Below are 17,685 nucleotides of genomic sequence, written 5' to 3' on the forward strand. Positions count from 1 at the left end.
TTATTTCGTGGTGCCGGCGGCGGCGTTGGTTTGGGTGCGGGCTGCCACTGGCTTGCGGTCGATCGTGGTGCGGTTCGCTGCGGTCAGATAGGTCGCGGCGACGCGCTGCAGGTCGGCGGCGGTGACGCCGTCGATCCAGCCGGGAATCTGGTTGACCACGTTGGCGTCGCCCCACAGCGTTTGCAATCTGGCCAGCGTGTCGGCGCGGTTGATGAAGCTTTCCAGCTTGTTGTTCCAGTCGGCCAGCATCTGGGTTTTCACGCGTTTCAGCATCGCCGGCGAGACGCCGTCCTTGACCACTTTGGCGATGTCGTCGTCCATGGCGGCGAGCAGGGTATCGGCGCTGCCATTCGGTTTGTATAGTGCGAACACGACGAACTGGGTGGGGCCGTCGAAGTCCCAGGCGTCGGTCAGGCCAAAGCTGCCGTTCACGTTGAGCGCGATTTCGCGGCCCTTGACCAGGCCCTGGTAGAACAGCGAGGCGTCGCCGCCGGCCAGCACTTCGGACAGCACGGCCATGGCGGCGTGATCGCGGCTACCCCGCGCAGGCACTTTCCACGCGGCGGCAATCGCCGGCACCTGGGCCAGCGCATCGCTTTGCTCGATGCGTTTTTCCTGAGTGTTGAGTGGCTCGCTGAAGTCGCCCGGTTTCGGGGTCGGGCGGATGGCGATGCCGCCGAAGTATTTTTTGGCCAGTGCAAAGCCTTGGGCCGGGGTCACGTCGCCGGCAATGGCCAGCACGGCGTTGTTGGGGCCGTAATAGTCGCGGTGGAAGGCGCGCACGTCATCGAGGCTGGCGCCTTCGAGGTCTTCAAAGCTGCCGTAGCCGTCGTGGTTGTTTTCCCATTTCTGAAAGCCGTGCTGGGCAATGTCGATCCACATGAAGCCGCCGTACGGCTGGTTTTTCACGTTGACGCGGATTTCTTCCTTGACGACGTCCTGCTGATTCTTCAGCGAGGCGGCGGAGAAATCGAGGGTCTTCATGCGGTCCGCTTCGAGCCAAAGGATCGAGTCGATCGCCGACACGGGCGCGGTCTCGATGTAGTTGGTGAAGTCGGGGCGGGTCGAGCCATTATTGCGGCCGCCACCACCGGTGATGGTGCGGTCGAACACGCCCTTCGGCGCATTCGGCGTGCCCTGGAACATCAGGTGTTCGAACAGGTGGGCAAAGCCGGTGCGGTTGCGCGGTTCCAGGCGCATGCCGACGTGGTAGACCACCGACACGCCGATGGTGGGCGAGGTGTGGTCTTCGGTCACGATGACGGTCAAGCCGTTTGGCAATTTCTGTACTTGCACCGGCAGTTTCCACTGGTCCGAATCGGCGGCGAGTGCCGCAAAGGACAACGAAACCCCGGCCAGCAAAACGGGAAGATGACACTTGCGCATGGTTACCTCTTGAAAGCTTCTACGTGGATAGGACACAGCGGCAAACGCGCCGCCAGCATGATAAATATCTTATCCGAAACGCTACACCTTCAAGCAACTTCTTCACGTGTTTCGTATGCATATATCGCCCAAACAATTTCCCAATAATTGGGGTCAGTGTAGATTTAATTAGCAATTTTGTGTCTTGCTCATTTAATCGACTCTGACCCTAATTTTCGAGCAATTGATCAACGCCCGAGACAAGGAGGGTCAGAGTCAAATTAATGGGAAACTTCGGGAAATTGCTCAATAAATCGACACTGACCCTATGGTGGGGGCTGGGAGAGCAGCAGCCTGTCCTGTAAAACTGTTGTCTGTGTGCCAAATCGTGCAGTTCATCGCAATCGGCGACGGGTAAGGTGGGGCGGTGGATATAGTGCAACTGTGCAGCGGGTTTTGGAGATAACAAGAACAGGGAGCAGGACATGAACAAGCTTTTGATGGTGGCGGCGGGCGCATTATTATTCGGCGTCATGGCGGGCGCGGGTGCGGCCGGCGCTGCCGATGAGACCGCAACCGAGATCCGGGTCATCGATGCGCGCATCACGCGCGTGCGGCTCGATGGCATCGTCGACCTGAACGTGCGCCAGGGTGCAGTGCCGTCACTGGTCATCAGCGGGAATGCGCGCCTGGTCGGGCAAACCACCAGCCGCCAGGCCGGCGATACGCTGATCATCGAGAACGACGACCACGGCATGCGCAGCAATGGCCGCCGCACGCTGCGCGCCGAACTCGTGCTGCCGGCGTTGCGCGAGCTGGTGTCCGAAAGCCTTGGTCGCAGCGACGTCAGCGGTTTCAGCGGCGAGAACATCAACCTGTCGCTCGACGGCGCCGGCTCGATGACCATGCATGACAGTCGTTATCGCGTCGTCAAAGTGAGCCTCGGGGGGCTGGGCAGCATGAATATGCACGGCTTGAATGCCGAGCTGATCGAACTGAACCTGGAAGGCGCCGGCTACGTCACCCTTGAAGGCCGCGCGAAGACCTTGCGCGCTAATATGGAGGGTCTCGGCGGGCTCGATGCGAAACAATTCATGGTTGAATCGGTCACCGTGGATTTGAGTGGACTCGGTAGTGCCACCGTGAATGCCCACCTGAACGCCAACCTGAACCTGAGCGGGCTGGGTTCGGTGACGGTGTATGGCAAGCCCCTGAACCGCAAAGTCAGCGTCGATGGGCTGGGAAAGGTCAGCTGGAAATAACATGGGCCTAAAACATATCCTCTTCGCGGTCGCTGTGACCGCACTCCAGGCGAGCGCGCAGGCCGGGTTCGTGGAAGGCGCGAATGCCTACAACACGCGCAATTACGCATTGGCGCTGAAAGAAATCACGCCGCTGGCGAAAGCCGCCAACCACGATGCCGAGCAATTGCTCGGCTTGATGTATTACATGGGCCGCGGCGTGGCGCGCGACTACAAGCAGGCGTTCAGCTGGAGCCAGAAGGCGGCAACTGCCGGCAAGGCCGATGCCCAGTACCTGATCGGCGCCATGTATTACACCGGCAACGCGGTGCCGCTCGACCAGCGCCAGGCCGTCTGGTGGTTCCACAAAGCCGCCGAGCAGGGTCATGCCGATGCGCAGCATGCGCTCGGCCTGATGTACCGCTATCACGTGGCCGGCGTGCCGCAGGACCTGGTGATCGCCTACATGCTGTGGAATTTGTCGGCGGCGGGCGGGAATGCCGGCGCACCGGCGCAGCGGGCGTCCGTGGCGCGCCAAATGACGGAAGAGCAAATCGCCGAGGCGCAAATGCTGTCGCGCACCTGGAAGGTGGGGACGGCGTTGCCGACGGAGTCGAAAACGGGTCGGGAGTAGGGGGCGCGATTTCGGTGCAGTGTGATGGGTCCCCGCCTGCGCGGGGATACAATGGTTTTTTTATCAAATATTCCATTCCCCATGCGCGCAATCGAAATCACCCAACCCGGCAAGCCCGACGTCCTGCAACTGTGCGAACGCCCGCTGCCTGAACTCAAGCCCGGCGAGTTGCTCATCCGTGTGCACGCGGCCGGCATCAACCGTCCCGACGTGCTCCAGCGCATGGGTCACTATCCGGTGCCGGCGGGCGCCTCCGATCTCCCCGGCCTGGAAGTGGCCGGCGAAATCGTCGGCGGTGACTGTGACGGCACGCCGTTCAAGCTGGGCGACATGGTCTGCGCGCTGGTGCAGGGTGGTGGCTACGCCGAATATTGCGCAGCGCCCGCGGGCCAGTGCCTGCCCATTCCAGCCGGCTTGAGCCCGCTGGAAGCCGCAGCGCTGCCGGAAAATTATTTCACCGTCTGGAGCAATGTGTTCGACCGCGCCCAGCTCAAAGGTGACGAAACGCTGCTGGTGCAGGGCGGCAGCTCCGGTATCGGCGTGACCGCCATCCAGCTGGCAGCCGCGCTCGGCCACCGCGTATTCGCCACGGCTGGCAGTGCTGAAAAATGTGCCGCCTGTGTGGAACTCGGCGCCGAACGCGCGATCAATTACAAGGACGAGGATTTTGCCGTCGTCGTCAAGGAGTTGACGGGCGGGAAGGGCGTCGACGTCGTGCTGGACATGGTGGCAGGGGATTACCTGCCGCGCGAAATCGACTGCCTGGCCGACGATGGTCGCATCGCGCTGATCGCGCTGCTGGGCGGCGCCAATGCCACGATCGACCTGGGCCAGGTGCTGCGCCGCCGCTTGGTGATCAGCGGCTCGACGCTGCGCCCCCGTTCGGTGGCGTTCAAGGCCGACATTGCCGCGAAACTGCTGCAGCACGCCTGGCCGCTGCTGGAACAGAAAAAAGTACGCCCGGTGATCTATAAAACGTTTCCATTGGCGCAGGCGGCCGAGGCCCATGCATTGATGGAGTCGAGCACCCACGTCGGCAAGATCATGCTGCAAGTGTTGTAACCAGGATTGTGTCAACAGATGATGTCAACCAGCACCGTCCATCTGTTTGACCCATATGAGGGTGACAGTTAGAATAGCGGGTTAATCAACCGTGGGCTCCTATGCGTTCGAAACTTGTCGTCGGTAACTGGAAAATGAATGGCAGCCGCGCGGCGAACGCCGAGCTGTTGTCAAACATCGTCGCCGGTCTTGACGGCGCATCGGCCGCGTGCGCGGTCTGTGTGCCGTGCGTGTATCTGCACCAGACCCAGGAATTGCTTGCCGGCAGCCCGATGAAAGTCGGCGCGCAGGATGTCTCGGACAAAGCGTGCGGCGCCTTCACCGGCGAAGTGGCGGCCAGCATGCTGGTCGAGTACGACTGCCAGTATGTGATTGTCGGTCACTCCGAGCGCCGTGCCTACCACATGGAAACGAGCGAGCTGGTGGCGTGCAAGGCCGAAGCAGTGCTGCGCGCCGGCATGACGCCGATCGTCTGCGTCGGGGAAACTCTGGAAGAGCGTGATGCCGGCCAGACCAATGCCGTCGTCAGCGAGCAGCTCGAGGCCGTACTCAAATTACTCGACGAAGCCGATGTCGCCAAGCTGGTGGTGGCCTACGAACCGGTTTGGGCCATCGGCACCGGCAAGACCGCCACGCCGGCAATGGCGCAGGAAGTGCACGCCGCCTTGCGCGCGCAGTTGCGTGCCCACAGTGCCGAAGTGGCCGACACGGTGCCGCTGTTGTATGGCGGCAGCATGAAACCGGATAACGCCAAAGAATTGATGGCCCAGCCAGATATCGACGGCGGCCTGATTGGCGGTGCTGCATTGAAAGCCGCCGATTTCCTGGCAATCATTCACGCCGCCAGGTAAGTAATTAAAATCCTGAATTTTAAAAATCGTAGTCAAACTTAAATTGGAATTGCAATGAGTACCCTCTTCAATATCATCGTCGTCATCCAGGTTCTTTCGGCACTGGTCATTATCGCCCTGGTGCTGCTGCAGCACGGCAAAGGCGCCGACATGGGTGCGGCCTTCGGTTCCGGCGCGTCCGGCAGCCTGTTCGGTGCAACCGGTTCGTCGAACTTCATGTCCAAGTCGACCGCCGTGGCCGCGGCCGTGTTCTTCGCCTCGACCCTGGGCCTGGTGTACGCCACCAATAACCGCACCAGCACGGTCGATGCCGGCGTCATGGGTCGCGCGGTCACCGCGCCGGCAAAGCCAGCCGCACCAGCCAATCCAAACGCCATTCCAGCGACGACGGTGCCGGTCACCGCACCTGCGCCGGCGGCACCAGCTCCCGTGACCGATATTCCGAAGTAATTCGGCGTTTTTGCAGCGCAACAAGAACAGTCTCATCGTTTTAGGCGCCTCGGATAATTACCCTTGGCGTCAATGTAGTCAAAAAACACTCTTTTGCTTGAGACATCGCAATTTGAGCATTGAAATATGGTGTTAAGGCAGGGTACAATAGCTGTCTCAAAGCCGACGTGGTGAAATTGGTAGACACGCTATCTTGAGGGGGTAGTGGCGCAAGCTGTACGAGTTCGAGTCTCGTCGTCGGCACCAAGAATACAAGCAGTACAAAGAAGCCAGCAAGACGGCATGAGCTTCGGCTCCATGCTCAAGCTGGCTTTTTTACGAGGATCTGTCGCGACAGTCCTGGCGGCATCCTCAGCCAGGTATGCGCGATGCGGCGCTGCAACATGCAGTGGTAATTAACCGTTCGTACAAAGGCATCTTTTCGTGAACCTCGAAAATTATTTCCCCGTTTTACTATTCATCCTGGTCGGTATCGGCGTAGGTGTCGCGCCCCAGTTGCTCGGCTACCTGCTCGGACCGAACCGTCCCGACGCAGCCAAGCTGTCCCCGTATGAGTGCGGCTTCGAAGCCTTCGAAGATGCGCGCATGAAATTCGACGTCCGGTACTACCTGGTCGCGATCCTCTTTATTTTGTTTGATCTGGAAACGGCGTTTTTCTTCCCATGGGGTGTCTCCATGCGTGAACTGGGCATCGGCGGCTTCATCACGATGATGGTGTTCATCGCTGAATTCGTCGTTGGTTTCTGGTACATCTGGAAGAAAGGTGCCCTTGATTGGGAGTAAGCCATGTCAATTGAAGGCGTATTAAACGAAGGTTTCATTACCACGACAGCCGACTCGCTGATCAACTGGGCACGTACCGGGTCGATGTTCCCGATGACGTTCGGCCTGGCTTGCTGCGCAGTCGAAATGATGCACGCCGGCGCGGCCCGTTACGATATGGACCGCTTCGGCGTTGTGTTTCGTCCATCGCCACGTCAGTCTGACGTGATGATCGTGGCCGGGACGCTGTGCAACAAGATGGCGCCGGCGCTGCGCAAGGTCTACGACCAGATGCCGGAACCGCGCTGGGTCATTTCGATGGGCTCCTGTGCCAACGGTGGCGGCTACTATCACTACTCGTATTCGGTGGTGCGCGGCTGTGACCGCATTGTCCCGGTCGACGTCTACGTCCCGGGCTGCCCGCCGACCGCGGAGGCGCTCCTGTACGGCATCCTGCAGCTGCAAAATAAAATCAAGCGCACCAATACCATCGCGCGCTAAGCCAGGATCCCTATCATGACGACAAAAATTGCCGCCCTCGAACGGGCCCTGCGCACCGCCCTGGGCGAGGGTGCTGTGATCAGCACCGCGCTGGGCGAAGTGACGGTGCAGGTCAAGGCCGCCGACTACCTGAAATCGATGTTCATCCTGCGCGATGAGCCGTCGCTGCACTTCGAGCAATTGCTCGACTTGTGCGGCGTTGACTATTCCACCTACGGCGAAGGTACGTGGGATGGCCTGCGTTTCGCGGCCACCTCGCACCTGCTGTCGGTCAAGCACAACTGGCGCGTGCGCGTGCGCGTGTTCGCGCCCGACGACGAGATGCCGCTGGTCGCTTCCGTGGTGCCGGTCTGGCGTTCTGCCAACTGGTACGAGCGTGAAGCGTTCGACCTGTACGGCATCCTGTTCGACGGTCACAACGACTTGCGCCGCATCCTGACCGACTACGGCTTCATCGGTCACCCATTCCGCAAGGATTTCCCGGTGACGGGCTACGTCGAGATGCGCTACGACCCCGAACAGAAGCGGGTGATTTACCAACCCGTGACCATCGAGCCGCGTGAAATCATTCCGCGCGTGATCCGCGAAGAAAGCTACGGGCTGAAATAATGGCTGAACTTAAAAATTACACCCTGAACTTCGGTCCGCAGCACCCTGCAGCCCACGGCGTGCTGCGCCTGGTGTTGGAGCTTGATGGCGAAGTCATCCAGCGTGCCGACCCGCACATCGGCCTGTTGCACCGCGCAACCGAGAAGCTGGCGGAAACCCGCACCTACCTGCAATCGGTGCCGTACATGGACCGCCTCGATTACGTCTCGATGATGTGCAACGAGCACGCCTACGTGATGGCCATCGAAAAGCTGATCGGCGTCGAAGTGCCGGTGCGCGCCCAGTACATCCGCGTCATGTTCGACGAAATCACGCGTTTGCTGAACCACCTGATGTGGCTTGGCGCACACGCGCTCGACGTCGGCGCCATGGGCCCGTTCCTGTACGCCTTCCGCGACCGTGAAGATCTGTTCGACGTGTACGAAGCCGTCTCCGGCGCGCGCATGCACGCAGCATACTATCGCCCGGGCGGCGTCTACCGCGATCTGCCGGACGCGATGCCGCAACACAAGCCATCGATCATCCGCAGCGCCAAGAAAATCGACGCCCTCAACGAAAGCCGCCAGGGTTCGCTGCTCGACTTCATCGACGATTTCTCGAAGCGTTTCGTGACCTATGTCGACGAATATGAAACCCTGCTGACCGACAACCGCATCTGGAAACAGCGCACCGTCGGCATCGGCGTGGTGACGCCGGAAGATGCGCTGGCCATGGGCTTCACCGGCGCCATGCTGCGCGGTTCGGGCATCGAGTGGGATCTGCGCAAGAAGCAGCCCTACGCCGTGTACGACAAGATGGAATTCGACGTGCCGGTTGGCACCAACGGCGATTGCTACGACCGCTACCTGGTCCGCGTGGAAGAGATGCGCCAGTCGAACCGCATCATCAAGCAGGCGTCGGCCTGGCTGCGCGCCAACCCGGGTCCGGTGATGACCAGCAACCACAAGGTCGCCCCGCCCAACCGCGTGGACATGAAGACGAATATGGAATCGCTGATTCACCACTTCAAACTGTTCACCGAAGGCATGCACGTGCCGCCGGGCGAAGCGTTTGCATCGGTGGAGCATCCAAAAGGCGAGTTCGGCATCTATATCGTCTCGGACGGCGCCAACAAACCGTATCGCTTGAAGATCCGTGCCCCGGACTATGCGCACTTGCAGAGCCTGGACGAAATGGCGCGTGGCCACATGATCGCGGACGCCGTGACCATCATCGGCACGCAGGACATCGTATTCGGCAGTATCGACCGCTAAGCCGCTGGCTTGGCGTGTACATTTGAGGCAAACCATGTTGTTATCTGAACAGTGCTACAAAAAAATTGATCGCGAACTGGCCAAGTACCCGGCCGACCAGCGCCAGTCGGCCGTGATGGCCGCGCTGGCCCACGCGCAAGTGGAAACCGGCTGGCTGCCACCGGAAGTCCTGCAGGACGTTGCCGACTACATCGGCATGCCGGCGATTGCCGTCCAGGAAGTTGCGACTTTCTACAATATGTACAACACCAAGCCGGTGGGCAAGCACAAGATCACCGTCTGCACCAACCTGCCATGCCAGTTGTCGGGCGGCGACCGCGCCGGCAAGCGCCTGCAGGAAATGCTGGGCATCGGCTACCGCGAAACCACCGCCGACGGCAAGTTCACGCTGATTGAAGGCGAGTGCATGGGCGCCTGTGGCGATGCACCGGTCATGATCGTGAATAACCATCGCATGTGCTCGTTCATGACGGACGAAAAAATCGATGCACTCGTTGAGGAATTGAACAAATGACCAGTCTGCACGATCGTCACATCAAGCCAGTGATCCTCGCGGGTCTGGACGGCAAAAACTGGCACCTGGCCGACTATGTCGCGCGCGGAGGCTACAGCGCGTTGCGCCGCATCCTCGAAAACAACATCACGCCGGAACAGATCATCGCCGACCTGAAGGCCTCGGGCTTGCGCGGCCGCGGCGGTGCGGGTTTCCCGACCGGCCTGAAGTGGAGCTTCATGCCACGCCAGTTCCCGGGCCAGAAATACCTCGTCTGCAATACCGACGAAGGCGAGCCGGGTACGTTCAAAGACCGCGACATCATTCGCTACAACCCGCACAGCCTGATCGAAGGCATGGCCATCGGCGCGTTCGCCATGGGCATCACGGTCGGCTACAACTACATCCACGGCGAAATTTTTGCCGAGTACGAGTTGTTTGAAGAAGCGCTGGAAGAGGCGCGTGCCGCCGGCTTCCTGGGCGACAACATCATGGGCAGCACCTTCAATTTCCAGTTGCATGCGGCGCATGGTTATGGCGCCTACATCTGCGGCGAAGAAACGGCGCTGCTGGAGTCGCTCGAAGGCAAGAAAGGCCAGCCACGCTTCAAGCCGCCTTTCCCGGCCTCGTTCGGCCTGTACGGCAAGCCAACCACGATCAACAACACCGAGACCTTTGCTGCGGTGCCGTTCATCCTGAACATGGGCGCAGAGAATTATCTGGCCATGGGCAAGCCGAACAATGGCGGTTCGAAAATCTTTTCGATCTCCGGCGACGTCAATCGTCCAGGCAATTACGAAGTGCCGCTCGGCACCCCGTTTGCCACGCTGATGGAATTGGCCGGCGGCATGCGCGGCGGTCGGAAAATCAAGGCCGTGATTCCTGGCGGTTCGTCGGCGCCGGTTGTGCGCGGCGAGGTCATGATGGATACCGACCTCGACTACGACGCGATCGCGAAAGCAGGTTCAATGCTTGGTTCGGGCGCCGTCATCGTCATGGACGAGACGCGCTGCATGGTGAAATCGCTGCTGCGCCTGTCGTACTTCTATTACGAAGAATCGTGCGGCCAGTGCACCCCATGCCGCGAAGGCACGGGCTGGATGTACCGCATGGTGCATAGGATTGAGCACGGGGAAGGGCGCGCAAGCGACCTGGACATGCTGAACTCGATCGCCGACAACATTCAGGGTCGCACCATTTGCGCCCTGGGTGATGCCGCCGCGATGCCGGTACGCGCCATGATCAAGAACTTCCGCGAAGAATTTGAATATCACATCGAGCACAAGCATTGCCTCGTGCCCGCTTATCTTTAAGGCCAGAGAACTCTCATGGTTGAAATTGAAATTGACGGCAAGAAGGTAGAAGTCGCGCCGGGTACCATGTTGCTGGAAGCTGCCAACAAAATTGGCACCTATATCCCGCACTTCTGCTATCACAAGAAATTGTCGATCGCTGCGAACTGCCGCATGTGCCTGGTCGAAGTGGAAAAGGCGCCGAAGCCTTTGCCAGCCTGCGCCACGCCAGTGTCGGCGGGCATGATCGTGCGTTCGAACAGCGAAAAAGCGGTGCAGGCACAGAAATCCGTCATGGAATTCTTGCTGATTAACCACCCGCTCGATTGCCCGATCTGCGACCAGGGCGGCGAATGCCAGTTGCAGGATCTGGCCGTCGGCTACGGCAGCGGCAAGTCGCGCTACGAAGAAGAAAAACGCGTGGTTGTGCCGAAAGAAGCCGGTCCGCTGGTGTCGATGGAAGAGATGGCGCGCTGCATCCAGTGCACCCGTTGCGTCCGTTTTGGCCAGGAAGTGGCTGGCGTGATGGAGCTGGGCATGGTTGGCCGCGGCGAGCACTCGGAAATCACGACGTTCGTCGGTAAAACCATCGACTCGGAAGTGTCCGGCAACATGATCGACCTGTGCCCGGTTGGCGCACTGACCTCGAAACCGTTCCGCTACTCCGCACGTCCATGGGAACTGTCGCGCCGCAAATCGGTTTCGCCGCACGACTCACTCGGGTCTAATCTCATTGTGCAAGTGAAAAACGGCAAAGTGATGCGCGTGCTGCCGCTGGAAAACGAAGCGATCAACGAATGCTGGCTGTCCGACAAAGACCGTTTCTCCTACGATGCGCTGGACCATACCGACCGTTTGACGGTGCCGATGATCAAGCAGGGCGGCCAGTGGGCCGAAACCGACTGGCAAACCGCGCTCGAATACGTGGCCCACGGCCTGCGTAACATCAAGCACGAACACGGCGCCGACAGCATCGCTGCTGCCGCCACCGCCCACTCGACCGTCGAAGAACTGTATTTGCTGCAAAAAGCCATGCGTGGCCTCGGTACCGAGAACATCGACTTCCGCCTGCGCCAGGGCGACTTCGCGCTGGACGGCGCGGTCACCCCATGGCTGGGCATGCCAATCGCCGAGCTGTCGAATGTCGCCAGCGCGTTTGTGATCGGCTCGAACCTGCGCAAGGATCATCCGCTGGTCGCCACCCGTCTGCGTAACGCCATCAAGAATGGCGCCAAGCTGGCTGTTCTGGGCGGCACCGACGATGATCTGTTGATGACCACGGCTGCGAAAATCGTGGCCGCGCCAAGCGACTGGTTGGCTGCCTTGTCCGACGTGGTGGCCGCTGTCGCCGCTGCGAAAGAAATCGACGCACCGGCCGGCTTCAATAACATCACTGTCACCGATAACGCCAAAGCCATCGCTAAAACCTTCGCGAAAGAGGGCGCTGTCGTCCTGCTGGGCAATGCGGTCTCGCATCACCCGCAAGGCGCTGCCATCCACGCAGCGGCCCAGTGGATCGCTGATACGACCGGCGCCAAATTCGGCTACCTGGTCGAAGCGGCGAACACCGTCGGCGGTTATCTGGTCAACGCCACGGCGAACAAGGATTTGTTCGCGACGCCGAAAAAAGCGTATGTGCTGCTCAACGCCGAGCCTGAGCTCGACGCTGCGAATCCACAGCAAGCGCGCGCCGCCTTGGATGGCGCCGAGATGGTGGTTGTCATGTCCGCGTTCAAGCACGGTTTCGAGTACGCCGATGTGCTGCTGCCAATCGCGCCATTCAGCGAAACCGCCGGCACCTTCGTGAACTGCGAAGGCCGTGCACAAAGTTTCAATGGCACCGTCAAGCCGATGGGCGAAGCCCGTCCAGCCTGGAAAGTGCTGCGCGTCCTGGGCAATTTGCTGGGCGTGGCCGGTTTCGACTACGACACCTCCGAAGGCGTGCGTGATGAAGCGCTGGGCAAGGGCGTGACCGACCTGTCGGGCAAGCTGAACAACATCGGCAAGGCAACGCTTCAGGCCGCAGCCTACGGTAACGCTGGCGCGCTTGAGCGCGTCACCGACGTGCCGATCTACTTCACCGACGCCATCGCGCGCCGCTCCGAGCCGCTGCAACGCACGGCTGACGCGAATATTGCGCTGGTCACCTTGCCACGCGCCCTGGCTGCCGAACTGAACGTGGTCGCTGGCGACCGCGTGCAAGTAACGCAAGGCACGGGCAGCGCGATCCTGGTAGCCGACATCGATGCGCGCCTGCCAGTGAACGCGATCCGCGTCGCTGCCGGTCACCCACTGACCGCCACGCTGGGCGCCATGTTCGGTCCGATCGCTGTGCAAAAAGCAGGGGAGGCTGCGTAATGGCAATCATTGAAACGATCACCACCAACGGTTCGGCCCTGCTGGGCGTGGCCTGGACCCCGGTCTGGACCCTGGTCAAAATCCTGTGCGTCCTGCTGCCGCTGATGGGCCTGGTTGCCTACGCAACGCTGTGGGAACGCAAACTGATCGGCTGGATCCAGATCCGCGTCGGCCCGAACCGCGTCGGTCCGGCTGGCTTGCTGCAGCCGATTGCCGATGCTTTGAAACTCTTGTTGAAAGAGATCGTCGTTCCAAGCAAGGCCAACGGCAAGCTGTTTATTCTCGGCCCGATCATGACCATCATGCCGGCGCTGGCCGCCTGGTCGGTCGTGCCGTTCGGTCCGCAGTTCGCGCTGGCCAACGTCAACGCAGGTTTGCTGGTGCTGATGGCGATTACGTCGATCGAGGTGTACGGCATCATCATCGCCGGTTGGGCGTCGAACTCGAAGTACTCCTTCCTGGGCGCCATGCGCGCCTCGGCACAGATGATTTCGTATGAAATCCCGATGGGCTTCGTGTTTGTCGTGATCCTGATGGTGTCCGGCAGCCTGAATTTCTCGGACATCGTCGCCAAGCAGGAATTTGGCTACTTTGTCTCGCACGGCGTGAACTTGCTGTCGTGGAACTGGCTGCCACTGCTGCCGCTGTTCGTCATCTACCTGACCTCCGGCCTGGCTGAATGCAACCGTCACCCGTTCGACGTCGTCGAAGGCGAATCGGAAATCGTGGCCGGTCACATGGTCGAGTACTCGGGCATGTCGTATGCGATGTTCATGCTGGCCGAGTACGCCAACATGATCCTGATCGGCGTGGTCGCTTCGATCATGTTCCTGGGCGGCTGGGCTGCACCATTCGGTTTCCTGGAGTTTGGCGGCGGTTTCGGCGGCTTCTTCTGGCTGTTTGCAAAAACCTTCTTCATCGTCTCGTTGATGGTCTGGGTGCGCGGTACCTTCCCACGCTATCGCTTCGACCAGATCATGCGTCTCGGCTGGAAAGTATTCATTCCGCTGACGCTGGTATGGCTGGTGCTGGTTGCTGGCGTGATGCAGACCTCGTGGAATATCTGGAAGTAATCAGGAAGCAAAAGAGAGCGAACAAAATGGAACGAGTCAAAGATTTTTTCGGCAGCCTGTTGCTGACCGAGCTGCTCAAGGGCATGGCCCTGACGGGCAAGTACATGTTTTCGCGCAAGATCACGGTGCAGTACCCGGAAGAGAAGACGCCGATGTCGCCGCGCTTCCGTGGTCTGCACGCGCTGCGCCGCTACCCGAACGGGGAAGAGCGCTGCATCGCCTGCAAACTGTGCGAAGCAGTCTGCCCGGCGATGGCGATCACAATCGAATCCGAGCAGCGTGAAGACGGCAGCCGCCGTACCACCCGCTACGACATCGATCTGACCAAGTGCATCTTCTGCGGTTTCTGCGAAGAGTCTTGCCCGGTCGATTCGATCGTCGAGACCCACGTACTGGAATACCACGGCGAAAAACGTGGCGACCTGTACTACACCAAAGAAATGTTGCTGGCTGTCGGCGACCGCTACGAGAACGATATCGCCGCTGCCCGCGCTGTCGACGCACCGTACCGCTAACCGCTCACAACAAGAATAAGGTCCCGGCCGTCATGGATTTCAAAACTTTTCTGTTCTACGCGTTCTCGCTGATCATGCTCGCAGCGGCAACCCGTGTTATTACCGCCAAGAACCCGGTGCACGCCGCCCTGTTCCTGGTGCTGGCGTTCTTCAACGCCGCAGGCATCTGGCTGCTGCTGAAAGCCGAATTCCTCGCCATCGTCCTGGTGCTGGTGTACGTCGGCGCGGTGATGGTGCTGTTCCTCTTCGTCGTGATGATGCTCGACATTAATATCGACAAGATGCGTGAGGGCTTCTGGGGTTACCTGCCACTGGCGTCCGCGATTGGCGCGCTGATCGTGCTGGAAATGGCAGCCGTTCTGTGGCGCGGATACATGACCTTCGAGCAGACCCCGGCGGCTGCCGCGCTGAACATCGGCGGTACCAAGGAACTGGGCATGCTGATCTACACGAAATATATTTACGGCTTTGAAATTGCCGCAGCGATCTTGCTCGTGGCGATCATCGCCGCCGTGGCACTGACCCTGCGTACCCGCAAGGACAGCAAGGCTATCGATCCGGGCGACGCTGTCCGCGTCAAGCGCAACGACCGTCTGCGCATCGTCAAAATGGCCTCAGTGAATCAGCCGGCCATCGATGAAGAAGCCGCGCGCGTTGCCGCGCTGGAAGCTGAACGTGCCGCCACTGAACCATCGGCGCCGACGCTGGATAAAGCTGTCTCCGCTGCAGCAGCGGCGCCCGCTAAAAAGGATGCCAAATGACCTTATCCCTTGCTCACTACCTGATCCTGGGCGCGATGCTGTTCGCAATCTCGATCGTGGGTATCTTCCTGAACCGGAAGAACATCATTGTCCTGCTGATGGCCATCGAACTGATGCTGCTGGCCGTGAACCTGAACTTCATCGCGTTTTCCCATTACCTGGGTGACGCGGCCGGACAGATTTTCGTGTTCTTCATCCTCACCGTGGCTGCCGCCGAATCGGCGATCGGCCTGGCGATCCTGGTGGTCCTGTTCCGTAATGTGGACACGATCAACGTGGAAGACCTCGATAGCCTCAAGGGTTAATCGACACAACGGTTTGCATGATTTTCATTTCGAATACATAACGATTAAGGTTCAACATGGCGGGGCAAATTCTTAACCCTAACCTCCTTCTGGCCGTACCGCTGGCGCCGCTCGTCGGCGCCGCGATTGCCGGCTTGCTAGGTACCAAGTTCCTCGGTAACGTGGTCGGCCGCAAGGTGTCGACTGTCGCTACCATCATGGGAGTCCTGGTCGCACTGATCTTGTCGGTGCACACATTGATGGCGGTGCTCGATGGCGCCAGTTTCAGCGGCAACATTTACCACTGGATGACGGTCGGTACCTTGTCGATGGATGTCGGTTTCCACATCGATGCGTTATCAAGCATGATGATGTGCGTGGTGACCTTCGTGTCGCTGATGGTGCACGTCTACACGATCGGCTACATGGCCGAGGACGAAGGCTACAACCGCTTCTTCTCGTACATCTCGCTGTTCACGTTCTCGATGCTGATGCTGGTCATGTCGAACAATATGCTGCAGCTGTTCTTTGGCTGGGAAGCAGTGGGCCTGGTGTCGTATCTGTTGATCGGTTTCTGGTACACCCGTCCGACCGCCATTTTTGCCAACATGAAAGCGTTCCTCGTGAACCGCGTCGGCGACTTCGGTTTCATCCTCGGTATCGGGCTGCTGCTGGCCGCGGGTCACTCGATGAATTACCAGGAAATTTTCGCGCAAAAAGACCAGCTCGTGAACATGACGGTGCTCGGCACCGAGTGGCCGCTGCTGACCGCTTCCTGCATCTGCCTGTTCATTGGCGCGATGGGTAAATCGGCCCAGTTCCCGCTGCACGTCTGGCTGCCGGACTCGATGGAAGGCCCGACCCCGATCTCCGCGCTGATCCACGCCGCGACGATGGTTACCGCCGGCATTTTCATGGTGGCGCGCATGTCGCCACTGTTCGAGTTGTCCGATACGGCCCTGTCGTTCGTGATGATCATCGGCGCCATCACCGCGCTGTTCATGGGTTTCCTGGGCATCATCCAGAACGACATCAAGCGCGTGGTCGCTTACTCGACCCTGTCGCAGCTGGGCTATATGACCGTCGCGCTGGGCGCCTCGGCATACAGTGTCGCCGTGTTCCACCTGATGACCCACGCCTTCTTCAAGGCGCTGCTGTTCCTGGCGGCTGGTTCCGTCATCATCGGCATGCACCACGACCAGGACATCCGCAACATGGGTGGCCTGCGCAAGTACATGAAGATCACCTGGATCACCTCGCTGCTCGGTTCGCTGGCACTGATCGGTACGCCATTCTTCGCCGGTTTTTACTCGAAGGACAGCATTATCGAAGCGGTTGCCGCCAGCGATTTGCCGGGCGCGAAGTTCGCCTACTTTGCCGTGTTGGCCGGCGTGTTCGTTACCGCGTTCTACTCGTTCCGCCTGTATTTCCTGGTGTTCCACGGGGAAGAGCGTTTTGGTAAAGCGCATGCTGACCACGGTCACGATGCCCATGCCAAGCACGACGATCACGCGCACGATTCGGATGCACATGATGAAGAAGAGGAAGATGATCACGGCCACCACGGCCTGGCCCCAGGCCAGAAGCCGCACGAGTCGCCATTTGTGGTCACTTTCCCGCTGATCATGCTGGCCATTCCATCGGTCATCATCGGTTTTCTGGCGATCGAGCCTATGTTGTTCGGCAACTTCTTCAAGGACGTGATTTTCGTTGGTGAAAACCACCACGCCATGGAAGAGCTGCGTCACGAATTCCACAGCGCCGCCGCGATGGGCTTGCATGCCTTTACCACCGCGCCGTTCTGGCTGGCGTTTGCCGGTGTGGCCGCTGCCTACTATTGCTACATGGTCAACCGCAAGGTGCCGGCCTGGTTCTTCGCCAAGCTGCACCCGCTGTTCACGCTGCTGGACAACAAGTACTACATGGACAAGTTCAACCAGGCCGTGTTTGCCAATGGCGCACTGCGCATTGGCGAGGGCCTGTGGAAATTCGGCGACCGCATGGTCATCGACGGCTTCCTGGTCAACGGCAGCGCAAAATTGGTGGGCTGGTTCTCAAGCATGGCGCGTACGTTCCAGACCGGCTACCTCTATCACTATGCTTTCGTGATGGTCGCAGGGGTACTGGCAACGCTGCTGTACTTCTTCCCGTTCTGGCACGCTTAATTCAGGCTAAGAAAAA

At 59.8% G+C, this 17,685-nt stretch carries 18 protein-coding genes and 1 tRNA gene; 18 read left to right on the top strand and 1 reads right to left on the bottom strand.

Going from position 1 to position 17,685, the window contains the following annotated elements:
• The gene (locus tag V6M87_RS11830) at positions 1 to 1,386 is read right to left on the bottom strand and encodes a M16 family metallopeptidase (protein WP_332876830.1); all 1,386 of its coding nucleotides are present in this window, start codon (positions 1,384 to 1,386) and stop codon (positions 1 to 3) included.
• A 464-nt stretch (positions 1,387 to 1,850) separates the two neighbouring features.
• Here V6M87_RS11830 and V6M87_RS11835 point away from each other — a divergent pair, with 464 nt between their 5' ends.
• The 18 genes from V6M87_RS11835 to nuoL all read left to right on the top strand — a co-directional run bounded on the left by V6M87_RS11835 (position 1,851) and on the right by nuoL (position 17,669).
• A complete protein-coding gene (locus tag V6M87_RS11835; protein WP_332876831.1) occupies positions 1,851 to 2,627 on the top strand; it encodes a GIN domain-containing protein in 777 nt (258 codons plus the stop codon).
• Between the two features lies 1 nt (position 2,628).
• Positions 2,629 to 3,240, top strand: a complete 612-nt coding sequence (locus V6M87_RS11840) for a tetratricopeptide repeat protein (RefSeq protein WP_332876832.1) — start codon at positions 2,629 to 2,631, stop codon at positions 3,238 to 3,240.
• Between the two features lie 81 nt (positions 3,241 to 3,321).
• On the top strand, positions 3,322 to 4,302 hold the full coding sequence (locus tag V6M87_RS11845; protein ID WP_332876833.1) for an NAD(P)H-quinone oxidoreductase: 981 nt from the start codon (positions 3,322 to 3,324) through the stop codon (positions 4,300 to 4,302).
• Between the two features lie 101 nt (positions 4,303 to 4,403).
• Entirely contained in the window at positions 4,404 to 5,153 is a 750-nt protein-coding gene (gene tpiA, locus V6M87_RS11850) for a triose-phosphate isomerase (RefSeq protein WP_332876834.1), read from the top strand.
• Positions 5,154 to 5,207: 54 nt separating this feature from the next.
• Positions 5,208 to 5,603 (top strand): preprotein translocase subunit SecG, encoded by a 396-nt coding sequence (secG, locus tag V6M87_RS11855; protein WP_332876835.1) that lies wholly within the window; start codon positions 5,208 to 5,210, stop codon positions 5,601 to 5,603.
• A gap of 161 nt (positions 5,604 to 5,764) precedes the next feature.
• Positions 5,765 to 5,849, top strand: a tRNA-Leu gene (locus tag V6M87_RS11860).
• Between the two features lie 177 nt (positions 5,850 to 6,026).
• Complete coding sequence (locus V6M87_RS11865) at positions 6,027 to 6,386, top strand: NADH-quinone oxidoreductase subunit A (RefSeq protein ID WP_332876836.1); 360 nt, start codon at positions 6,027 to 6,029, stop codon at positions 6,384 to 6,386.
• Between the two features lie 3 nt (positions 6,387 to 6,389).
• Positions 6,390 to 6,866 (top strand): NuoB/complex I 20 kDa subunit family protein, encoded by a 477-nt coding sequence (locus tag V6M87_RS11870; protein WP_332876837.1) that lies wholly within the window; start codon positions 6,390 to 6,392, stop codon positions 6,864 to 6,866.
• 15 nt (positions 6,867 to 6,881) lie between these two features.
• Entirely contained in the window at positions 6,882 to 7,475 is a 594-nt protein-coding gene (locus tag V6M87_RS11875) for an NADH-quinone oxidoreductase subunit C (protein WP_332876838.1), read from the top strand.
• A complete protein-coding gene (locus tag V6M87_RS11880; protein ID WP_332876839.1) occupies positions 7,475 to 8,728 on the top strand; it encodes an NADH-quinone oxidoreductase subunit D in 1,254 nt (417 codons plus the stop codon). The genes V6M87_RS11875 and V6M87_RS11880 overlap by 1 nt, the downstream gene beginning before the upstream one ends.
• Positions 8,729 to 8,762: 34 nt before the next feature.
• On the top strand, positions 8,763 to 9,242 hold the full coding sequence (gene nuoE / locus V6M87_RS11885) for an NADH-quinone oxidoreductase subunit NuoE (RefSeq protein WP_332876840.1): 480 nt from the start codon (positions 8,763 to 8,765) through the stop codon (positions 9,240 to 9,242).
• The gene (gene nuoF, locus V6M87_RS11890; RefSeq protein ID WP_332876841.1) at positions 9,239 to 10,534 is read left to right on the top strand and encodes an NADH-quinone oxidoreductase subunit NuoF; all 1,296 of its coding nucleotides are present in this window, start codon (positions 9,239 to 9,241) and stop codon (positions 10,532 to 10,534) included. The genes nuoE and nuoF overlap by 4 nt, the downstream gene beginning before the upstream one ends.
• Before the next feature lie 15 nt (positions 10,535 to 10,549).
• Complete coding sequence (gene nuoG, locus V6M87_RS11895) at positions 10,550 to 12,871, top strand: NADH-quinone oxidoreductase subunit NuoG (RefSeq protein WP_332876842.1); 2,322 nt, start codon at positions 10,550 to 10,552, stop codon at positions 12,869 to 12,871.
• Positions 12,871 to 13,944 (top strand): NADH-quinone oxidoreductase subunit NuoH, encoded by a 1,074-nt coding sequence (nuoH, locus tag V6M87_RS11900; RefSeq protein ID WP_332876843.1) that lies wholly within the window; start codon positions 12,871 to 12,873, stop codon positions 13,942 to 13,944. The genes nuoG and nuoH overlap by 1 nt, the downstream gene beginning before the upstream one ends.
• A 26-nt stretch (positions 13,945 to 13,970) precedes the next feature.
• Positions 13,971 to 14,459, top strand: coding sequence for an NADH-quinone oxidoreductase subunit NuoI (gene nuoI, locus V6M87_RS11905; RefSeq protein WP_332876844.1), 489 nt, complete (start codon positions 13,971 to 13,973; stop codon positions 14,457 to 14,459).
• Positions 14,460 to 14,491: 32 nt separating this feature from the next.
• Positions 14,492 to 15,220 carry an NADH-quinone oxidoreductase subunit J gene (locus V6M87_RS11910; RefSeq protein ID WP_332876845.1) on the top strand — a complete coding sequence of 243 codons (729 nt, stop codon included), beginning with the start codon at positions 14,492 to 14,494 and terminating at the stop codon, positions 15,218 to 15,220.
• Entirely contained in the window at positions 15,217 to 15,525 is a 309-nt protein-coding gene (nuoK, locus tag V6M87_RS11915) for an NADH-quinone oxidoreductase subunit NuoK (protein WP_332876846.1), read from the top strand. Before V6M87_RS11910 ends, nuoK begins: the two co-directional genes overlap by 4 nt.
• 56 nt (positions 15,526 to 15,581) lie before the next feature.
• Entirely contained in the window at positions 15,582 to 17,669 is a 2,088-nt protein-coding gene (nuoL, locus tag V6M87_RS11920) for an NADH-quinone oxidoreductase subunit L (protein WP_332876847.1), read from the top strand.
• The last annotated feature ends 16 nt before the right edge of the window (positions 17,670 to 17,685 follow it).

It is taken from the genome of Massilia sp. S19_KUP03_FR1 (assembly GCF_036688685.1).
GTDB lineage: Bacteria > Pseudomonadota > Gammaproteobacteria > Burkholderiales > Burkholderiaceae_D > JALYUM01.

Excerpts from the sequence above, each read along its gene's own strand:
- V6M87_RS11830 (WP_332876830.1), bottom strand. The coding sequence starts at position 1,386 with ATGCGCAAGTGTCATCTTCCCGTTTTGCTGGCCGGGGTTTCGTTGTCC.
- V6M87_RS11835 (WP_332876831.1), top strand. The coding sequence starts at position 1,851 with ATGAACAAGCTTTTGATGGTGGCGGCGGGCGCATTATTATTCGGCGTC.
- V6M87_RS11840 (WP_332876832.1), top strand. The coding sequence starts at position 2,629 with ATGGGCCTAAAACATATCCTCTTCGCGGTCGCTGTGACCGCACTCCAG.
- V6M87_RS11845 (WP_332876833.1), top strand. The coding sequence starts at position 3,322 with ATGCGCGCAATCGAAATCACCCAACCCGGCAAGCCCGACGTCCTGCAA.
- tpiA (WP_332876834.1), top strand. The coding sequence starts at position 4,404 with ATGCGTTCGAAACTTGTCGTCGGTAACTGGAAAATGAATGGCAGCCGC.
- secG (WP_332876835.1), top strand. The coding sequence starts at position 5,208 with ATGAGTACCCTCTTCAATATCATCGTCGTCATCCAGGTTCTTTCGGCA.
- V6M87_RS11870 (WP_332876837.1), top strand. The coding sequence starts at position 6,390 with ATGTCAATTGAAGGCGTATTAAACGAAGGTTTCATTACCACGACAGCC.
- V6M87_RS11875 (WP_332876838.1), top strand. The coding sequence starts at position 6,882 with ATGACGACAAAAATTGCCGCCCTCGAACGGGCCCTGCGCACCGCCCTG.
- V6M87_RS11880 (WP_332876839.1), top strand. The coding sequence starts at position 7,475 with ATGGCTGAACTTAAAAATTACACCCTGAACTTCGGTCCGCAGCACCCT.
- nuoE (WP_332876840.1), top strand. The coding sequence starts at position 8,763 with ATGTTGTTATCTGAACAGTGCTACAAAAAAATTGATCGCGAACTGGCC.
- nuoF (WP_332876841.1), top strand. The coding sequence starts at position 9,239 with ATGACCAGTCTGCACGATCGTCACATCAAGCCAGTGATCCTCGCGGGT.
- nuoG (WP_332876842.1), top strand. The coding sequence starts at position 10,550 with ATGGTTGAAATTGAAATTGACGGCAAGAAGGTAGAAGTCGCGCCGGGT.
- nuoH (WP_332876843.1), top strand. The coding sequence starts at position 12,871 with ATGGCAATCATTGAAACGATCACCACCAACGGTTCGGCCCTGCTGGGC.
- nuoI (WP_332876844.1), top strand. The coding sequence starts at position 13,971 with ATGGAACGAGTCAAAGATTTTTTCGGCAGCCTGTTGCTGACCGAGCTG.
- V6M87_RS11910 (WP_332876845.1), top strand. The coding sequence starts at position 14,492 with ATGGATTTCAAAACTTTTCTGTTCTACGCGTTCTCGCTGATCATGCTC.
- nuoK (WP_332876846.1), top strand. The coding sequence starts at position 15,217 with ATGACCTTATCCCTTGCTCACTACCTGATCCTGGGCGCGATGCTGTTC.
- nuoL (WP_332876847.1), top strand. The coding sequence starts at position 15,582 with ATGGCGGGGCAAATTCTTAACCCTAACCTCCTTCTGGCCGTACCGCTG.